The sequence below is a fragment of the Rhodococcus zopfii NBRC 100606 = JCM 9919 genome (assembly GCF_001895025.1).
Classification (GTDB): domain Bacteria; phylum Actinomycetota; class Actinomycetes; order Mycobacteriales; family Mycobacteriaceae; genus Rhodococcus; species Rhodococcus zopfii.
Map to the genome: position 1 here is coordinate 227237 of NZ_BCXI01000010.1, position 15588 is coordinate 242824.

The window sequence follows — 15588 nt, forward strand, 5'->3', positions numbered from 1 at the left end:
TCGTCGGGTCGCGGCTGGAGGACGAGAAACGGTATGCGGTCGGTTGAGGAACAGCAGGCACGGGTCACGGCGGCAGCCGTCGCACCCCGGCCGGTTCGGGTGGCGATCTCCGAGGCACAGGGTCTGCTCTGCGCCGAGGAAGTGGTCACCGAACGGCCTCTGCCGGGATTCGACCAGGCCGCGATCGACGGATACGCGGTGCGCAGCGTCGATGTGCAGGACGCAGGCGCCGCCGGCACCGTCGAGGACGGCGAACCCGCCGAGCTGAGCCTGCCCGTCGTCGGGGAGGTCCGCGCCGGCTCACGCCAGCCGATCCGGCTGCAACCGCGGCAGGCGGTGCGTGTCGATACCGGCGCACCCCTGCCCACCCTCGCCGACGCGGTGCTCCCACTGGATTGCACCGACGGCGGCACCGCCCGCATCAAGGTCCACAAGGCCGTCCGCAGCGGCGACTATGTGCGCCGCGCGGGCGACGACGTGCAGCCCGGCGACGTCGCGGTCCGTGCCGGGACCATCATCGGAGCCGCGCAGGTCGGTCTGCTCGCCGCCGTCGGACGCGACAAGGTGCTCGTGCACCCGCGGCCGCGACTGTCGGTGATCTCCGTCGGCGGCGAACTCGTCGACGTCGACCGGACCCCCGGACCGGGGCAGGTGTACGACGTGAACTCGTACGCGCTGGCCGCGGCCGCGCGCGACGCCGGCGCCGACGTCAACCGGGTCGGTATCGCCGGCACCGACCCGAAGACGCTGCGGGAGGTCGTCGAGGGACAGCTGATCCGGTCGGAGATCGTCGTCATCGCCGGGGCGGTCGGCGGCGGCGCACTCGAGGACGTGCGGGAAGCGCTGTCGGATCTCGGCGTCCTCGAAGTGGACCGTGTCGCGATGCACCCCGGGTCCGTGCAGGGCTTCGGTCAGCTCGGCCGCGACGAGGTGCCCACGTTCCTGCTGCCCGCCAACCCGGTCGGTGCGCTGGTCGTGTTCGAGGTGATGGTGCGGCCGCTGATCCGCATCGCGCTCGGCCGGCGGCACCCGATGCGGCGGGTCGTCGAGGCACGGACGGTTGCGCCGATCACCTCCATCCCCGGACGTAAGGGTTTCCTGCGCGGCCAGCTGATGCGCGACGAGGCGTCCGGCGACTATCTCGTGCAGGCGCTCGGTGGGGCGGCGGGCGCGTCGTCGCACCTGCTCGCGACGCTCGCCGAGGCGAACTGCCTGGTGCTGATCGATCCCGACGTCTCGGAGGTTCGCACCGGCGACCCGGTCGACGTGGCCTTCCTCGGGCAGCGCGGTTGATCGGGGTTCATCCGGGCTGGCCGGCGGATCTGGGTCCGCTGCGGGTGCGCGGCGGGGTGGTGACGGTGCGGCCCGTGCGGTTGCGCGACGCCGCCGCGTGGAGCCGGCTGCGGACCGCCGAGCGCAGCCATCTCGAACCATGGGAGCCGACCGGCGACGCGCCGTGGGATGCGCGGCACCACATCTCGGTGTGGCCCGGTATGTACCGGAGCCTGCGCGCCGAGGCCCGTAGAGGACACATGCTGCCGATGGCGATCGAGCTCGACGGGCAGTTCTGCGGGCAGCTCACCGTCGGCAACATCATCCGCGGCGCACTGCGGTCCGCGTGGATCGGCTACTGGGTCAGCAAGGACGTCAACGGGATGGGGGTCGCGACCGCGGCGGTCGCGCTGGGACTCGACCACTGCTTCGGTCCGGTGGGGTTGCACCGCGTGGAGGCGACCGTGCGGCCGGAGAACGCGGCGAGCCGCGCGGTGCTCAGCAACGTGGGGTTCCGGGAGGAAGGACTGCTGCGCCGCTACCTCGACGTATACGGCTCGTTCCGCGACCATCTGCTGGTCGCGATGACCGTCGAGGAAGTGCCCGGTTCGGTGTCCGATCGGCTCGTTCGGAGCGGTCGCGCCAGCTGGGCGTGAAAAAACGGATCACTATAACCAGATGTAACGCACATTACGGTCATACCGCGTAGTAATACGCATGCAGACATATATTCCTGTGACTAGAGTGAAGAAAGTGTCACATGATTCGTGGTGACTCGTGTTGCAGTTGTTGTCGCATGAGTCCGGCGTTTCTGTCGGGGTGACCGAGCGGATGCCATTAGCCTGACATGGTCAGTGGCGTCGACAGGCTGGTAGGCGACAACTGGGAGGAGGGCCGCCGGTATGCCGAACTCGCTCCTGTGGATCGGGCTCGTTGCCGTGTGGTTGTTCGTCCTGGTGCCGATGCTGGTCACGAAACGCCCCCGTATCCGCCAGACGACCGACGCCGCGCTCGCAACACGGGTTCTGCACCGTGGTGACGACGACCCGATCACCCCGCGTGGTCCGGCCGCAGGTCACCGCAGTGATCCGAACTGGCGTCCCAGTCGCGATCGCCGCCGCGCACCATTGGCGGCCGGTCGAGTGGACCGCCCCGCGGAGGACAGCATGGACACTCAGGAACTCGTCGATCTCGACGAGCGGCCACCCGAAGAAGCCTCCCATCGAGCCGCCCGGGAGTACGTCCCCGAGCGCCGCGGTCGCGGCGGGTTCGATCCGCACGCCGACGCGGTCGCTCGGGCAGCGCGGTACGAATTCCGGCAACGCGCCGTGCTCGGACTGCTCTTCGCGGCGATCATGACCGCCGCGCTCGCGCTCATCGTGTCGTCCACGCTGTGGTGGCTGTGCGTGCTGGCGACGGGCGTCCTGATCGGTTATCTGTTCTACCTGCGCCGGCAGGTGCAGCTCGAGCAGGAGATCCGCCGTCGCCGCATGGCCCGGCTCGCGCGATCGCGGCTCGGCGTCGAATCGCGCAGCGACGAGGAACTCCGCCTGATCCCCTCTCGGTTGCGGCGTCCCGGTGCCATCGTGCTCGAGGTGGACGACGAGGACCCGGTGTTCGATCACCTCGACACCTACGAGGACGAGTCCGACGTCTACGAGCCTCACGACTCGCCCGAGCCGTCCGACTACGAAGTGCGTCGCGCTTCCGGCGAGTGAGCACGCCGGCCCGTGACGACATGGGCCACCAGGGGCGCCGCGACCGTCCCGTCTGCCTGCACGTACCGGGCCAGCTCGGATCTCACGTCCCGCCGGATGGCCTCGCGGGTTTCGGCCCCGATCCGCTCGGCGAGCGGACTCCCGTCGATCTCCGTGTCCACCAACGCATCCGGTGACGGAAAGCGCGCGGTGCCCGTGTGGGTCGTACACCGCTCGACGGTCGCGCCCGCCTCGCCGACGAGTGCGACGAGTTCGTCGCGGTCGCCGCAACTCCAGTAGGTGTCCAGCAGCGCCACCGCCTCGGGACCGGCGTGACGCGCCGCCACACGGACGAGCAGTCCGTAGGCGGGCTGGTCCGGCAGGGCCGCCGGCACGCATACCGTGACCCGGCGCGCGACGCGGTGCATCTCCGCCAGCGACCGCCGCCGGTCGGGGAAGAACATCAGCGCCATCTGGCACAGCGCCGCGTCGAACGTGTCGTCGGGAAAGGGCAGGGTGCCGGCATCGCCGAGGCACCAATCGAGGTCGGGACGGATACGCCGGGCCACCGCCAGCATCCCCGGATTCAGATCGAGGCCGACGACCAGGCCGTGCGGGCCGACCCGGTCGGCAGCGGCGCGGGCCACCACTCCGGTCCCGCAGGCGACATCGAGGATCCGCTGTCCCTCGGTGACCGTGGCCTGATCGACGACGAGCGGAGCCCACTGGGCGAACAACGCCGGCACGAATCGAGATTCGTAGATCTCGGCGGCGCCGGACGAGACCTGGAACGTCTCACGCCTGGTCATGACGCCTATTCTGCCCCCATTGCCGCGCGTGACCAGGCGATTTCGTGCACGGGCGCTCGGTTTGCTAGAGTTTGCGAGCGGTTCCGATAGGGACCGATTGGGGCTGTGGCGCAGTTGGTAGCGCGCTTCGTTCGCATCGAAGAGGTCAGGGGTTCGATTCCCCTCAGCTCCACCACCGAAGGGCGCCTTCCGATCCGGAAGGCGCCCTTCGTCGGTTTCCGGCACTCGTCGTTTCCCGGCCACCGTTATCGCAACGGCACCCGATCCGGTGGCAGCGCGCCGAGAAACCGGGAAGACTATGTGATATGGAACACAGGATGAGTGACGACGAACTTCGGCGTGCGATTCGGGTGCTCCGCGAGCGAGCCGACACAGCGCGGCACGAGAACCGAACCGGAGACGCCGAGCAGATCGAGGAGACGATCCGCCAGTACCAGGAGGAGATGGCCGAGCGACTCTAGAGAGATGCGACTCCTCGACGCCCCGGGTCACCGCAGTCCACGGTACGTCCGAATCGCAGGCTCTGACACCGTCCGCCGTGGCCGCTAGGGTACGCAAAAGCACTCTGCGGGCACAGTGGACGGGGATGTATGACAATCAAGGACCTGCGCGGTATCAAGTTCCTGGTCACGGGTGCGGCAAGCGGGATCGGCCGTGCACTGGCGCTCGCCGCGGCCGCGGAGGGTGCCGAACTCGTGCTCACCGACATATCGGCCGACGGCCTCGACGACACCGCCTGTACGGTCCGTGAACGAGGCGGCGTGGTCCTGCACGCCGACGCCCTCGACATCTCCGACTACGACGCCGTCACCGCATGGGCCGGGAAGGTCCACGCGCAGTCCGGCAGCGTCGACATCGTCGCGAACGTCGCTGGGGTGTCGGTGTGGGGCACGGTCGACAAGCTCGAGCACCGGCACTGGAGGCAGATGGTCGACGTCAACCTCATGGGTCCGATCCACGTCATCGAGAACTTCCTGCCCCCGATGATCGAGGCGCGCCGCGGCGGGCACCTCGTCAACGTGTCGTCTGCGGCCGGATTGCTGGCCCTGCCGTGGCATTCGGCGTACAGCGCCTCCAAGTTCGGTTTGCGCGGCGTCTCCGAGGTCCTCCGATTCGATCTGAAACGCCACCGCATCGGGGTGTCCCTCGTGGTGCCCGGTGCGGTTCGCACCCCGCTGGTGAACACCGTGCAGATCGTCGGCGTCGATCGCGACGCGCCCGAAGCCCGCGCGCTCACCGGACGGTTCGAGAAGCACGCGTCGTCGCCGGAGAAGGTCGCCGACTGCATCCTGACCGGGATCAAGAAGAACCGCTTCCTCGTCTACACGTCGTTCGACGTGCGATTCGGCTACTGGTGGGCCCGCAAGTTCGCGCTGCCGTACAACGTGACGATGCAGTTCGCCAACGACTACTTCACCCGCACCCTGCGGCGCGTCGGAAGGTAGGGCTCACGCCTCGCGCGCCAACTCCGCGTGGAGGTGATGGGTCAGCGGCGTCGCGGCGTGCGCCATCCATAGGTCGTAGGCGAGAATGTCGCCGTCCAGGACGAACCGGCGGCGCAGCTCGTGGACGGGCTTCGCATCCGGTGAACGGTCGAGATGCACGGTCGTGAAATCGAGGACGCCGTGGCTGAGCCGCGACCGCTGGATCTCGACGAACCCGGTGGGCTGCGACACCAGCAGTTCCACCTCGTGGCCGCTGCGTCGCAGGTAGCCGTTCTCGGTGTGCAGTGGGCGGCCGTCGTCGCGGGCGCGGGTGCGGCTGACGTACATCAGGAACGGCTTACCGGGGATCGACGTGAACTCGATCGTCTCGTCGTATGCGAAGTCGTCGATGGTGGGATAGTGGCCGTCGCCGCCGCCGACCCATCGGCCGGTGAACGGGGCCAGTTCTCCTAGCGGGTCCGAATCCGTCACGTGTATTTCTCCTCTCGTACGGGCACGTCGATCCTCCCACCGACCGGGTGCCGGCACTACCGTTGACGCATGGACGCGCAGTTGTGTGTGGATTCCGAGGTCGGTGCCCTCGCGACGGTCATGCTGCACCGGCCCGGCGCGGAACTCGAGCGGCTGACACCCCGCAACAGCGACCAGTTGCTGTTCGACGCGCTGCCGTGGGTGGCGCGCGCCCAGGAAGAACACGACGCATTCGCCGAGTTGCTCCGCGGTCGCGGCGTCGAGGTGCTGCTGCTCGCCGACCTGCTTGCCGAAACCCTCGAGGTCAGCGGTGCCGCACGCATCCAGGGGATCTCCTCGGCGGTCGATCCGCGCCGGCTCGGGCATGCGCTCGCGCAGGACCTGGCCACGCACCTGCGCACTCTCGCGGCACCGGAACTGACCCGGATCCTGGTTGCGGGCATGACGTTCGACGAACTGCCCGAAGCCGGGGTCGCCGGACCGCCGTCGCTGGTGCGGCTCATGCATCACGGCGCCGACTTCGTGATCGATCCGCTGCCGAATCTGCTGTTCACCCGCGACTCGTCGTTCTGGATCGGAGAGCGCGTCGCGATCCCGACGCTCGCGCTGCCCGCGCGTCGCCGCGAAGCCGCACTCACCGACCTCATCTACGCGTTCCATCCACGGTTCCTCGGGGTGCGCCGCGCGTACGAATCGCACACCGCTCCCGTCGAAGGCGGCGACGTGCTGCTGCTCGCGCCCGGGGTGATCGCGGTCGGGGTGGGGGAGCGTACTTCCCCGGCCGGTGCAGAAGCCTTGGCGCGCAGCGTGTTCGAGGACGGTTTGGCGCACACGGTGCTGGCGGTGCCGATCGCGCAGCAGCGCGCGACGATGCACCTGGACACGGTATGCACGATGGTCGACACCGACGCGGTCGTCATGTACCCGGCGATCCGCAACATGCTCGAGGCCTTCATGATCCGCCGGGAAGACGGCGACGCCCGCATCGGCGGGCCGCGACCGTTCCTCGAGGCCGCCGCCGACGCGATGGGTATCGACAAGCTCCGCGTCATCGACACCGGCCTGGACTCGGTCGTCGCCGAGCGGGAACAGTGGGACGACGGCAACAACACCCTCGCGGTCGCGCCGGGAGTGGTCGTCGCCTACGAGCGCAACGTCGAAACGAACGCGCGGCTCGAGGCCGCCGGTATCGAGGTGCTGCGGATCGCGGGGTCGGAACTCGGATCCGGGCGGGGCGGTCCGCGGTGCATGTCCTGCCCGCTCGCGCGGGCAGCGCTCTGACCTCTCCTCGTTCCGAGCGAGTGTATCGTCCGTCTCCTTCAATCGATCGAACGATACATTCGCTCGGGAAGAGTGGGGGCAGCCGGTCGAGACGGTGGGCTGCCGCGCGGAATCGGCCTTCCCGCCGCGCTTCCCTGGGGTTGGCAGGGCGCACAGTCCGATCAAAACGCCCACGTCTCCGGGGGAGACGCGGGCGCGGGGATCAGAGGATCTCGCGGACCTTGTCGACGGGCCGCGCGAGGACGGTGCCCTTGTCGGTGACGACGATCGGCCGCTCGATGAGGATCGGGTTCTCGACCATCGCGTCGATCAGTTCGTCCTCGGACGCGTCGGCGAGGTTCAGTTCGGCGAACAGCGCTTCCTTCCGGCGGATCGCCTCGCTGGGCTTCAGGCCCGCATCGTCGAGCAGCTTGCGCAGGCCGTCCCGGGACGGCGGGGTCTCGAGATACTTCACGACGGTCGGTTCGAGGCCGGCCTCCTGGAGAACCTTCAAGGTATTGCGGGACGTGCTGCAGCGCGGGTTGTGGTAGATCGTCGCGGTCTTGGCCATGGCCGCTATTGTGCCGTGCGACGCATCCGGCGTCCTGCAACGCCGCCCTGTCTGCCGCTGCGGAGATGTCCCGTTTGAAGGTTTCCCGGCCGACCCCTACGATTCTCGGCCGTCAATACGCGCGTAATGCCGATAGGGAGGAGACGGGGCGCATGCTCACAGGGTTCAGGGATTTTCTGTTGCGTGGGAACGTGGTCGAGCTGGCGGTCGCCGTCGTCGTCGGTGCCGCATTCACCGCGATCGTCACCGCTTTCACCAACAACATCGTCAACCCGCTCGTCTCGGCGGTCGGTGGTGCCAACGAATACGGCTGGGGATTCCAGATTACTTCCAGCCCAGAGACTTTCATCAATATTGGTGCGGTCGTCACCGCGGTGATCAACTTTGCCATCATCGCCGCGGTCGTGTACTTCGTGCTCATCGTCCCGGTCAATGCCGCCAAGAACCGCTTCGCCCCGCCGAAGGAATCCGAGGACAAGCCGCTGAGCGAGACGGACCTGCTCATCCAGATCCGTGACCTGCTCGAGACGGGCACCTACGCGAAGGGTTCGGACGACGACGATCTCGACAAGGTTCGTGCCTGATCCGTCACACCCGACATGCTGGTCACATCGGCCCGGCCGCGTTGCCAGGGCCGGTGTGCCGGCCGCTGGTACTCTGCTCGCGTGCTCGACATCGCCATCGACCAGAGCTCTCAGATCCCACCGTTCGAACAGCTGCGCCGCCGCATCGTCGAGCTGGTGCGCCGCGACGAGCTGATCGCCGGAACCAAGCTCCCGACCGTGCGCGGCCTCGCCGAGCAGCTCGGGATCGCGCCCAACACCGTCGCGAAGACCTATCGGGAACTCGAACAGGCCGGGGTCCTCGAGACGCGAGGTCGCGCCGGTACGTTCGTCGCCGCTGCCGCATCGGGCGATCCGACGCTCACGCTCGCCCAGCGGGCGACCACCACGTACGTCGCGGAACTGCGCGCCCTCGGCATGTCCGACGACGAGATCCTCGAGTTCGTCGTCGCGGCAGTGCGCGGAGCCTGACACGTCCCGCGTGCCCGATTTGTGACAGCGGCTGGAAATGCCCTGTTCAAGGTGTATTTCGGCTCCGATCCACGGTCGTGGTGCTTGCGCCGATCCCGGTTGTGGACGAGCGTTGATCCATGACCGTGCCCGCGGATCGAACCGGCTCCACTCCTGCGCCCGGAACACCCAGTGCGCCCGGAACACCCAGTGCGCCGGGAACACCCCGTGCGCCGACACCGCCCGACGCCGGTCCGCCTCCGCCCGGTCTCGGTCCGAAGGACGTCGGCACGCCGGACGGCGGTCGGGCCGAGCCTGCCGCAGGCCGGGACCGCCGACCGTCGACGGACCGCGTCGTGTTCGGCGTCGCCGCGGCCCTCGTCGTCGGCATCGTGGTGTGGGGCCTGACCGCCCCCGACAACCTGAACACGGTGACCGGGAGGGTACTGGACCGGCTCGTCGTGGACCTCGGCTGGCTGTTCGTTCTCGCCGCCAGCGGATTCGTGATCTTCGCGCTGTGGCTCGCGGTGAGCCGGTTCGGGGCGATCCCGCTCGGCAAGGACGGGGAGAAGCCCGAATTCCGCACGGTGAGCTGGATCGCGATGATGTTCAGCGCCGGGATGGGCATCGGCCTGATGTTCTACGGTGTCGCCGAACCGCTCTCGCACTACGTGTCGCCACCGCCCCGCAGCGCCGGTGGCGTCGGACCGGCCATGGCCACGACCATGTTCCACTGGAGCCTGCACCCCTGGTCGATCTACGCGGTGGTGGGTCTGTCGATCGCGTACGGCACCTACCGCAGGGGCCGGAAGCAACTCATCAGTTCGGCGTTCGTGCCGCTGCTCGGCCGCCGCGCGGAAGGCCCGCTCGGCAAGGTCATCGACATCCTTGCTCTGTACGCGACGCTGTTCGGCACGGCAGCCTCCCTCGGGCTCGGCGCCCTGCAGATCGGTTCCGGATTCGAGGTCACGGGCTGGATGGAGGAGGCCGGGGTCCTGCTCCTCGTCGCGATCGTCGCGATCCTGACCCTCGCGTTCATCGCCTCCGCGGTGTCCGGGGTGGCCAAGGGCATCCAGTGGCTGTCCAACATCAACATGGTGCTGGCGCTCGGTCTGGCGCTGTTCGTGTTCGTGCTGGGGCCGACCGTGCTGATCCTCAACCTGATCCCGACCACCCTCGGCGCATACACCGCGGACCTGGCCCGCATGTCCGCGCGCACCGCAGCATCGAGTCCTGGCGCGGGCGAATGGCTTTCGTCGTGGACGATCTTCTACTGGGCGTGGTGGATCTCGTGGACGCCGTTCGTCGGCATGTTCCTGGCCCGCATCAGCCGGGGCCGAACCGTCCGGCAGTTCGTCGTCGGCGTCATCATCGTGCCCGGCATCGTGAGCCTGCTGTGGTTCGCGGTGTTCGGCGGCGCGGCCATCGGTCAGCAGCAGGACGGTCGCGACATCGCCGGGGCAGGCAGCCTCGAGGAACAGTTGTTCGGCATGCTCGGCAACCTGCCGCTCGTCGGGGTGTCCACCGTCGTCGTGATGCTGCTGGTCGCGATCTTCTTCGTCTCCGGCGCCGATGCCGCGTCGATGGTAATGGGCACCCTCACCCAGCGCGGGACGCTGTCACCGAGCCGGTGGATCGTCGTGTTCTGGGGTGCGCTCACCGGCGGGGTCGCCGCGCTGCTGCTGTGGACCGGTGGTTCGGAAGCGCTCGGCGCCCTCCAGACCATGACGATCATCGCCGCGGCTCCGTTCGTGGTCGTCATGCTGGTGTTGTGTGTCTCCCTCTACCGCGACCTGTCGCGAGATCCGCTCGTCGGCGGTCCGCGGCGGACGCTGCGGCGTATCGGATGACCGGCATTCCGGACCGCGTCGCGTTCGCGGTCGAGGCGATGGCTCCGCGGCCGGGCACCCGGGTCCTCGAGATCGGCTGCGGGGGCGGGTTGGCCGTGGCACTGGTGCGCGAGCGGATCGGCCCCCACGGGACGATCCTGGGGGTGGACCGCTCGGCGACGCAGATCGACCGCGCCCGGCGCCGCAACCGGGAGGGGCCCGGCGTCGAACTGCGGGTGGCCCGGTTCCCGGACCTCGCCGACTGCGGTCCGTTCGATCTGATCTTCGCGATCGATGTGCCGGCCTTCCGCTCCGGCAGCCCGGCCGTGCCGGCGGCGGCAGCAGCGCTGCTGCGCCCGGGCGGGGAATTGTGGGTGTTCGACGAACCGCCCCCCGGAACTGCGACCGGGCCGATCTCGATGCGGATCAGCGCCCTGCTGGCGGCGGCGGGATACGCGATCGTCGACATGGTCGAGCGGGGCCGGACCGTGGGGGTCCTGGCGGCGCCGATCGGTTCGGCCGAAAAAGGTTGATCGTTCACCGTGTGTCGTCGCGATCGGTGCGCGACAGTGATGATCATGCAGTCGGCTGCACCCCGGCTCTTGTCGGCCTTCGAAGCCCTGATCGGTGTGGAACTCCCCGTCCGGGTGCGCTGCTGGGACGGCTCCGAGGCCGGACCGCCCGACGCGGCCGCGCGCGTCGTCCTGCACCGCCGGCGCGCGCTGCGCCGCATGCTGTGGGCGCCCGACGAACTGGGCCTGACCCGTGCCTACATCTCCGGTGACCTCGACGTCGACGACCTGTTCGCGCTGCTGGGCATCCCCGAGGTGATGGCCCGCATCGGCGACCACCGGCTCGCCGGTGTCCGGCCACGCACCCTCGCGCGCGCCGCCACCGCGATCGTGCGTCTCGGCGCGGTGGGTCCGCCGCCGCGACCCCCGGCCGTCGAGATCCGGCGCCGGCGCGGGATCCTGCACAGCAGGAGCCGTGACTCGGTGTCGGTATCGCACCACTACGACGTCGGCAACGACTTCTACCGGCTGCTTCTCGGCCCGACCATGGTCTACTCGTGCGGTTACTGGACCGACGAGGACTCGTGCCTCGGGGCCGCGCAAGACGCCAAGTGCGACCTGGTGTGTCGCAAGCTGGGGCTCGAACCGGGGATGCGGTTGCTCGACATCGGCTGCGGTTGGGGTTCGCTGGCGCTGCACGCCGCCCGCGACTACGGGGTCGACGTGGTCGGGGTGACGATCAGCCGCGAACAGCGCGACCTGGCGACGAAGCGGGTCGCCGAGGCCGGGTTGTCCGACCGGATCGAGATCCGCCTGCAGGATTACCGCGACATCGACGACGGTCCGTTCGACGCGGTCGCGAGCGTCGGCATGGCCGAGCACGTGGGCCTGGTGAACCTGCCGCGGTACGCCGCGGGCGTGCACGCGCTGTTGCGGCCCGGCGGCCGGTTGCTCAACCATGCGATCGCGCGGGTGCGGTCGTTGCCGGACACGCCCGGACGTGCACCGTCGTTCATCGACCGCTACATCTTCCCGGACGGTGAGGTCCTGCCGTTGAGCAGGACGATCGACGCGTTCGAACGAGCCGGGCTCGAGGTGCGCGACGACGAATCGCTGCGCGAACACTATGCGCTGACGCTGCGCGCGTGGGTGTCGAACCTGCTCGGATCGTGGGACGACGCGGTGCGGACGGTCGGTGAGGAACGGGCCCGCACCTGGCTGCTGTACCTGACGGCGAGCGCGCTCGGGTTCGAAGCACCGAACCGGCTCACCATCCATCAGGTCCTCGCGGTGCGCCCGCATGCCGACGGGCGCAGCGGTCTGCCTCGCACCCGGAATCGGTGGCTCGGCAGTACGCGCGCCGCGACCTGATTTGTCGGACCCTCGCAGTACCGTGACGCTGCCCGCGGTTTCACTGCGAGAGGAGATGTTCGTGAACAACATCGACCACTTCGACGAATGCGTCGAGCTCGCCTGGGCCCGGTTCCGGTCGCAGATGGCCCGGAGCATCGGCGAGCTCCCCGGCGGCGACGTCGTCGAGCTGCGTGCCGACACGGCGTTGACTCCGTTCGCCGGGATGCGCATCGAGCGCCGGCCGGGTCTCGGGGTGCACGCGAGCGTCCTCGCCCCGCCGGAGGAGTGCGGGCAGGCGGCGCCGGCCCGGTGCCACACACCGGTCACGACCGGAGACCCCGACGCCGTCGCCTCGTGGGTGGTGCGCGTCCTGCGTGAGCGGTGGGACGTCGTCGAGCCCGCGTTCGTGCAGGTCGGGCCGCGTCCCGGTGTCGCGGGCGCACAGTGGTTCGACGAGCTGCGTGTCCGCGTCGGCGATGCGCTCGCGCAGGTGCTGGGCCGGCCCGCCAGCATCGACGCCGACGGCGACTTCGTGCTGGTCCTCGACTCGCAGGTCATCTTCGTGATCGTCGACCGCACCGTTCCGGCGGTGCGGTTGTGGACGCCGCTGCTGCACCGGATCACCGATCGGATCGGGGCCGCGCACTGGGTCGACCGGCACCATCGCGGTGTGGGCGTGCACGCGATGGTCGTCGAGGACCGGCTGGTCGGCACCGGGGAGATCCCGGCTGCGCCGTTCGATCCGGCCGTCCTGGAGGAGCGGATCGATGTGATGCGCCGGCTGATGCCGGCGGTGGCCCGGCGGGTCGCCACGGACTTCGGGGGCGTCCACTACACCGAAGACGATCGCCGGCCCGGCTCGCCGGACACCTCGCTGTTCGACGATTGGTACTGAGCGCGCACCGTGGCGGTCAGCGCCAGCTGGGCAGCCACAGTTGATCGTGCCAGTGCTCGACCGTGATCGGCACACCCGACAGGATCGGCCACAACCACACGAAGTTCGCGACGACCAGACCCACATACAGGCATACGACGAGCAGGCCCGTCGAGCGTCGTTCCGGCGACGCGCGTGCCGAGCCGAGGACGTCCCCGAGCACGAGCGCCACACCCATGACCAGGAACGGCGCCAACGGCACCGCATAGAAGTAGTACATCTGCCGGTCGAGGGTCGCGAACCACGGCAACAGCGCCGCGCCGTAACCGGTGAGCACCGCCGCCCACCGCCAGTCGCGGCGCACCACGATCTGCCACAGGCCCCACGCGACCATCGCCGGCGACACCCACCACAGGGCGGGGGTGCCGATCAGCATCACGGCCTTGACGCACTCGTCTTCGCCGCAGCCGCCGATGCGATCGCCGTCGGCGAAGTAGTACAGCATCGGGCGCAGCCCCATCGGCCACGTCCACGGCTTCGACTCCCACGGATGATGATTGCCCGCCGAGTTGGTCAGCCCGGAGTGGAAGTCGAGCACGTTCGCGCTGTAGTACCACAGCGACCGCAGCGAATCCGGCACGAACGAGAACGGGCCGTCGGTGCCGATCTTCGTGCCCACCGCGTGCCGGTCCACGCCGGTCTCACTGGCGAACCACGCCCAGTAGGTGGACAGATACACACCGAAGGGGATCAACACCAGCGCGTACAGCGCCGGGCCGATGTCGCGCAGCGCGGTGCCCACCCACGGTCGGCGCACCCCATAGGCTCGGCGTGCAGCGACATCGAATGCCACCGACATCAACCCGAAGAACGCGATGAAGTACAGCCCGGACCATTTGGTGCCGACGGCCAGGCCCAGCAGCACGCCCGCGCCGAAACGCCACCAGCGGACCCCGAGCCGCGGTCCCCAGGCGCTGACCCCGATGCGGTCCTCGGCGACGACCCGCGCCATCCGGGCACGGACGTCGTCGCGGTCCACGATCAGACAGCCGAACGCGCCGACGACGAACACCGCCTGGAAGATGTCGAGCATCCCCATCCGGGACGAGACGAACGTGACACCGTCGACGACGAGCAGTATCCCCGCGAGCCCGCCGAGCAGCGTCGACCGGGTCAGGCGCCGCACGATGCGCACCACCAGCAGCACCAGGACCGTGCCGGCGACGGCCGACGAGAACCGCCAGCCCCACCCGTTGTAACCGAACAGGGCCTCGCCGACCGCGATGAGCTGTTTACCGACCGGCGGATGCACCACCAGCCCGTAGCCGGGGTTGTCCTCGATCCAGCCGCCGGTGAGCACCTGCCAGCCCTGCGGCACATAGTGCTTCTCGTCGAACACCGGCGTCTTCGCATCGGTGGGGTAGTGCAGCATCGCGAATCGGGTGATCGCGGCGAGCGCGGTGACGAACGCGGTCACGACCCAGCCGCGGGCGCGGTCGGTGGGGCCCGGATCGGCCGGCGGCACCAGCGGGCCGGGACTCAGCAGGCGACGGTCGGCGGCCTCGGCGGGGCGCTCGTCCGTCACGGTCACGGTCCGATCGTAGGCTGATACGCATGCAGGCTGAGAATCCGGGACAAGGACGGCTCGTGCTGGCGGCGACTCCGATGGGCGACATCGGGGACGCGTCGAGCCGGCTCCGCGAAGCCCTCGCGACCGCCGACGTCGTCGCTGCGGAGGACACCCGCCGCACCCGGTCGCTCGCGGCGGCCCTGGGCGTGACCATCACCGGGCGCGTCGTCAGCTTCTACGACCAGGTGGAGGTGACACGTGCCCCGGCGCTGATCGCGGACATCGCGTCGGGGCTGACGGTGCTGCTCGTCACCGACGCGGGCATGCCGTCGGTCAGCGACCCCGGATACCGGTTGGTGTCCGCGTGCGTCGACGCGGATCTGCCGGTCACGTGCCTGCCCGGCCCGTCCGCGGTGACCACGGCGCTCGCGCTGTCCGGGCTGCCCGTCGAACGGTTCTGCTTCGACGGGTTCCCGCCCCGCAAGTCCGGCGCGCGGCGCGCCTGGCTGCAGACGCTCGCGACGGAACCGCGTGCGGTGGTGTTCTTCGAGGCCCCCCACCGATTGGCGGCGTGCCTGGCCGACGCGGTCGCGGTGCTGGGCGGTGACCGCCGCGCCGCCGTGTGCCGGGAGCTGACCAAGACGTACGAGGAGGTACGGCGCGGCACGCTCGGCGAGCTCGCGGACTGGGCCGTCAACGGTGTGCGCGGCGAGATCACCGTGGTGCTCGAGGGGGCATCGCCGCAGGTCGCCGACCCCGTCGACCTCGTCGCGGAGGTCGAGCGGCTCGTCGCGAGCGGGATGCGCCTGAAGGATGCGTGCGGACAGGCCGCGACCGCGGGCGTCTCGAAGCGGGAACTCTACGACGCGGTACTCGCCGCACGGCAGGAATGACCCCGTCCGTACACTCTTC

General features: G+C 69.5%; 17 protein-coding genes and 1 tRNA gene. 14 read left to right on the plus strand and 4 right to left on the minus strand.

The features are described 5' to 3' along the window. The first annotated feature begins 33 nt into the window (after positions 1–33). The 3 genes from glp (at position 34) to sepX (ending at position 2990) form a co-directional block, all read left to right on the plus strand. The gene (gene glp, locus RZ1_RS07505; RefSeq protein WP_072810567.1) at positions 34–1293 is read left to right on the plus strand and encodes a molybdotransferase-like divisome protein Glp; all 1260 of its coding nucleotides are present in this window, start codon (positions 34–36) and stop codon (positions 1291–1293) included. Continuing rightward, positions 1293–1928 carry a GNAT family N-acetyltransferase gene (locus RZ1_RS07510; protein WP_139281793.1) on the plus strand — a complete coding sequence of 212 codons (636 nt, stop codon included), beginning with the start codon at positions 1293–1295 and terminating at the stop codon, positions 1926–1928. The genes glp and RZ1_RS07510 overlap by 1 nt, the downstream gene beginning before the upstream one ends. Positions 1929–2174: 246 nt before the next feature. After that, positions 2175–2990: a divisome protein SepX/GlpR gene (gene sepX, locus RZ1_RS07515; RefSeq protein ID WP_072810571.1), complete on the plus strand. Its 816-nt coding sequence runs from the start codon at positions 2175–2177 to the stop codon at positions 2988–2990. On the opposite strand, the gene RZ1_RS07520 is transcribed toward sepX, so the two are convergent. Further along, entirely contained in the window at positions 2960–3778 is an 819-nt protein-coding gene (locus tag RZ1_RS07520; RefSeq protein ID WP_072810572.1) for a methyltransferase domain-containing protein, read from the minus strand. The two genes, sepX and RZ1_RS07520, sit on opposite strands and share 31 nt — an antisense overlap. A 99-nt stretch (positions 3779–3877) precedes the next feature. On the opposite strand from RZ1_RS07520, the gene RZ1_RS07525 reads away from it, so the two are divergent. The 3 genes from RZ1_RS07525 (at position 3878) to RZ1_RS07530 (ending at position 5223) form a co-directional block, all read left to right on the plus strand. Next, a tRNA-Ala gene (locus RZ1_RS07525) sits at positions 3878–3953 on the plus strand. A gap of 142 nt (positions 3954–4095) precedes the next feature. Next, positions 4096–4239, plus strand: a complete 144-nt coding sequence (locus RZ1_RS30435) for a hypothetical protein (RefSeq protein WP_169917878.1) — start codon at positions 4096–4098, stop codon at positions 4237–4239. Between the two features lie 129 nt (positions 4240–4368). Continuing rightward, positions 4369–5223, plus strand: a complete 855-nt coding sequence (locus tag RZ1_RS07530; RefSeq protein WP_072810574.1) for an SDR family oxidoreductase — start codon at positions 4369–4371, stop codon at positions 5221–5223. A 3-nt stretch (positions 5224–5226) separates the two neighbouring features. Here RZ1_RS07530 and RZ1_RS07535 read toward each other — a convergent pair whose 3' ends face one another. After that, positions 5227–5694, minus strand: coding sequence for a heme-binding beta-barrel domain-containing protein (locus RZ1_RS07535; RefSeq protein ID WP_072810576.1), 468 nt, complete (start codon positions 5692–5694; stop codon positions 5227–5229). Between the two features lie 69 nt (positions 5695–5763). Between RZ1_RS07535 and arcA the strand changes: the two genes are divergently transcribed. After that, on the plus strand, positions 5764–6975 hold the full coding sequence (gene arcA, locus RZ1_RS07540; RefSeq protein ID WP_072810578.1) for an arginine deiminase: 1212 nt from the start codon (positions 5764–5766) through the stop codon (positions 6973–6975). Positions 6976–7177: 202 nt separating this feature from the next. On the opposite strand, the gene arsC is transcribed toward arcA, so the two are convergent. After that, positions 7178–7525: an arsenate reductase (glutaredoxin) gene (gene arsC / locus RZ1_RS07545; RefSeq protein WP_072810579.1), complete on the minus strand. Its 348-nt coding sequence runs from the start codon at positions 7523–7525 to the stop codon at positions 7178–7180. A 152-nt stretch (positions 7526–7677) separates the two neighbouring features. Between arsC and mscL the strand changes: the two genes are divergently transcribed. The 6 genes from mscL (at position 7678) to RZ1_RS29910 (ending at position 13127) form a co-directional block, all read left to right on the plus strand. Beyond that, positions 7678–8109, plus strand: a complete 432-nt coding sequence (mscL, locus tag RZ1_RS07550) for a large conductance mechanosensitive channel protein MscL (RefSeq protein WP_072810581.1) — start codon at positions 7678–7680, stop codon at positions 8107–8109. Between the two features lie 81 nt (positions 8110–8190). Beyond that, a complete protein-coding gene (locus RZ1_RS07555; protein WP_072810583.1) occupies positions 8191–8559 on the plus strand; it encodes a GntR family transcriptional regulator in 369 nt (122 codons plus the stop codon). 335 nt (positions 8560–8894) lie between these two features. Then, positions 8895–10388: a BCCT family transporter gene (locus tag RZ1_RS07560; protein ID WP_072810689.1), complete on the plus strand. Its 1494-nt coding sequence runs from the start codon at positions 8895–8897 to the stop codon at positions 10386–10388. Next, complete coding sequence (locus RZ1_RS07565; protein ID WP_238071913.1) at positions 10385–10900, plus strand: SAM-dependent methyltransferase; 516 nt, start codon at positions 10385–10387, stop codon at positions 10898–10900. Before RZ1_RS07560 ends, RZ1_RS07565 begins: the two co-directional genes overlap by 4 nt. Positions 10901–10939: 39 nt before the next feature. Continuing rightward, a complete protein-coding gene (locus RZ1_RS07570) occupies positions 10940–12250 on the plus strand; it encodes a class I SAM-dependent methyltransferase (protein ID WP_218020447.1) in 1311 nt (436 codons plus the stop codon). 61 nt (positions 12251–12311) lie between these two features. Beyond that, entirely contained in the window at positions 12312–13127 is an 816-nt protein-coding gene (locus tag RZ1_RS29910) for a T3SS (YopN, CesT) and YbjN peptide-binding chaperone 1 (protein ID WP_139281789.1), read from the plus strand. Between the two features lie 16 nt (positions 13128–13143). Here RZ1_RS29910 and RZ1_RS07580 read toward each other — a convergent pair whose 3' ends face one another. Then, positions 13144–14697, minus strand: coding sequence for a dolichyl-phosphate-mannose--protein mannosyltransferase (locus RZ1_RS07580; protein ID WP_072810587.1), 1554 nt, complete (start codon positions 14695–14697; stop codon positions 13144–13146). 23 nt (positions 14698–14720) lie between these two features. Here RZ1_RS07580 and rsmI point away from each other — a divergent pair, with 23 nt between their 5' ends. Then, positions 14721–15569, plus strand: a complete 849-nt coding sequence (gene rsmI / locus RZ1_RS07585; protein WP_072810589.1) for a 16S rRNA (cytidine(1402)-2'-O)-methyltransferase — start codon at positions 14721–14723, stop codon at positions 15567–15569. Positions 15570–15588 lie beyond the last annotated feature (19 nt).

Excerpts from the sequence above, each read along its gene's own strand:
- RZ1_RS07570 (WP_218020447.1), top strand. The coding sequence starts at position 10,940 with ATGATCATGCAGTCGGCTGCACCCCGGCTCTTGTCGGCCTTCGAAGCC.
- arsC (WP_072810579.1), bottom strand. The coding sequence starts at position 7,525 with ATGGCCAAGACCGCGACGATCTACCACAACCCGCGCTGCAGCACGTCC.
- RZ1_RS07565 (WP_238071913.1), top strand. The coding sequence starts at position 10,385 with ATGACCGGCATTCCGGACCGCGTCGCGTTCGCGGTCGAGGCGATGGCT.
- sepX (WP_072810571.1), top strand. The coding sequence starts at position 2,175 with ATGCCGAACTCGCTCCTGTGGATCGGGCTCGTTGCCGTGTGGTTGTTC.
- arcA (WP_072810578.1), top strand. The coding sequence starts at position 5,764 with ATGGACGCGCAGTTGTGTGTGGATTCCGAGGTCGGTGCCCTCGCGACG.
- glp (WP_072810567.1), top strand. The coding sequence starts at position 34 with ATGCGGTCGGTTGAGGAACAGCAGGCACGGGTCACGGCGGCAGCCGTC.
- mscL (WP_072810581.1), top strand. The coding sequence starts at position 7,678 with ATGCTCACAGGGTTCAGGGATTTTCTGTTGCGTGGGAACGTGGTCGAG.
- rsmI (WP_072810589.1), top strand. The coding sequence starts at position 14,721 with ATGCAGGCTGAGAATCCGGGACAAGGACGGCTCGTGCTGGCGGCGACT.
- RZ1_RS30435 (WP_169917878.1), top strand. The coding sequence starts at position 4,096 with ATGAGTGACGACGAACTTCGGCGTGCGATTCGGGTGCTCCGCGAGCGA.
- RZ1_RS07520 (WP_072810572.1), bottom strand. The coding sequence starts at position 3,778 with ATGACCAGGCGTGAGACGTTCCAGGTCTCGTCCGGCGCCGCCGAGATC.
- RZ1_RS07530 (WP_072810574.1), top strand. The coding sequence starts at position 4,369 with ATGACAATCAAGGACCTGCGCGGTATCAAGTTCCTGGTCACGGGTGCG.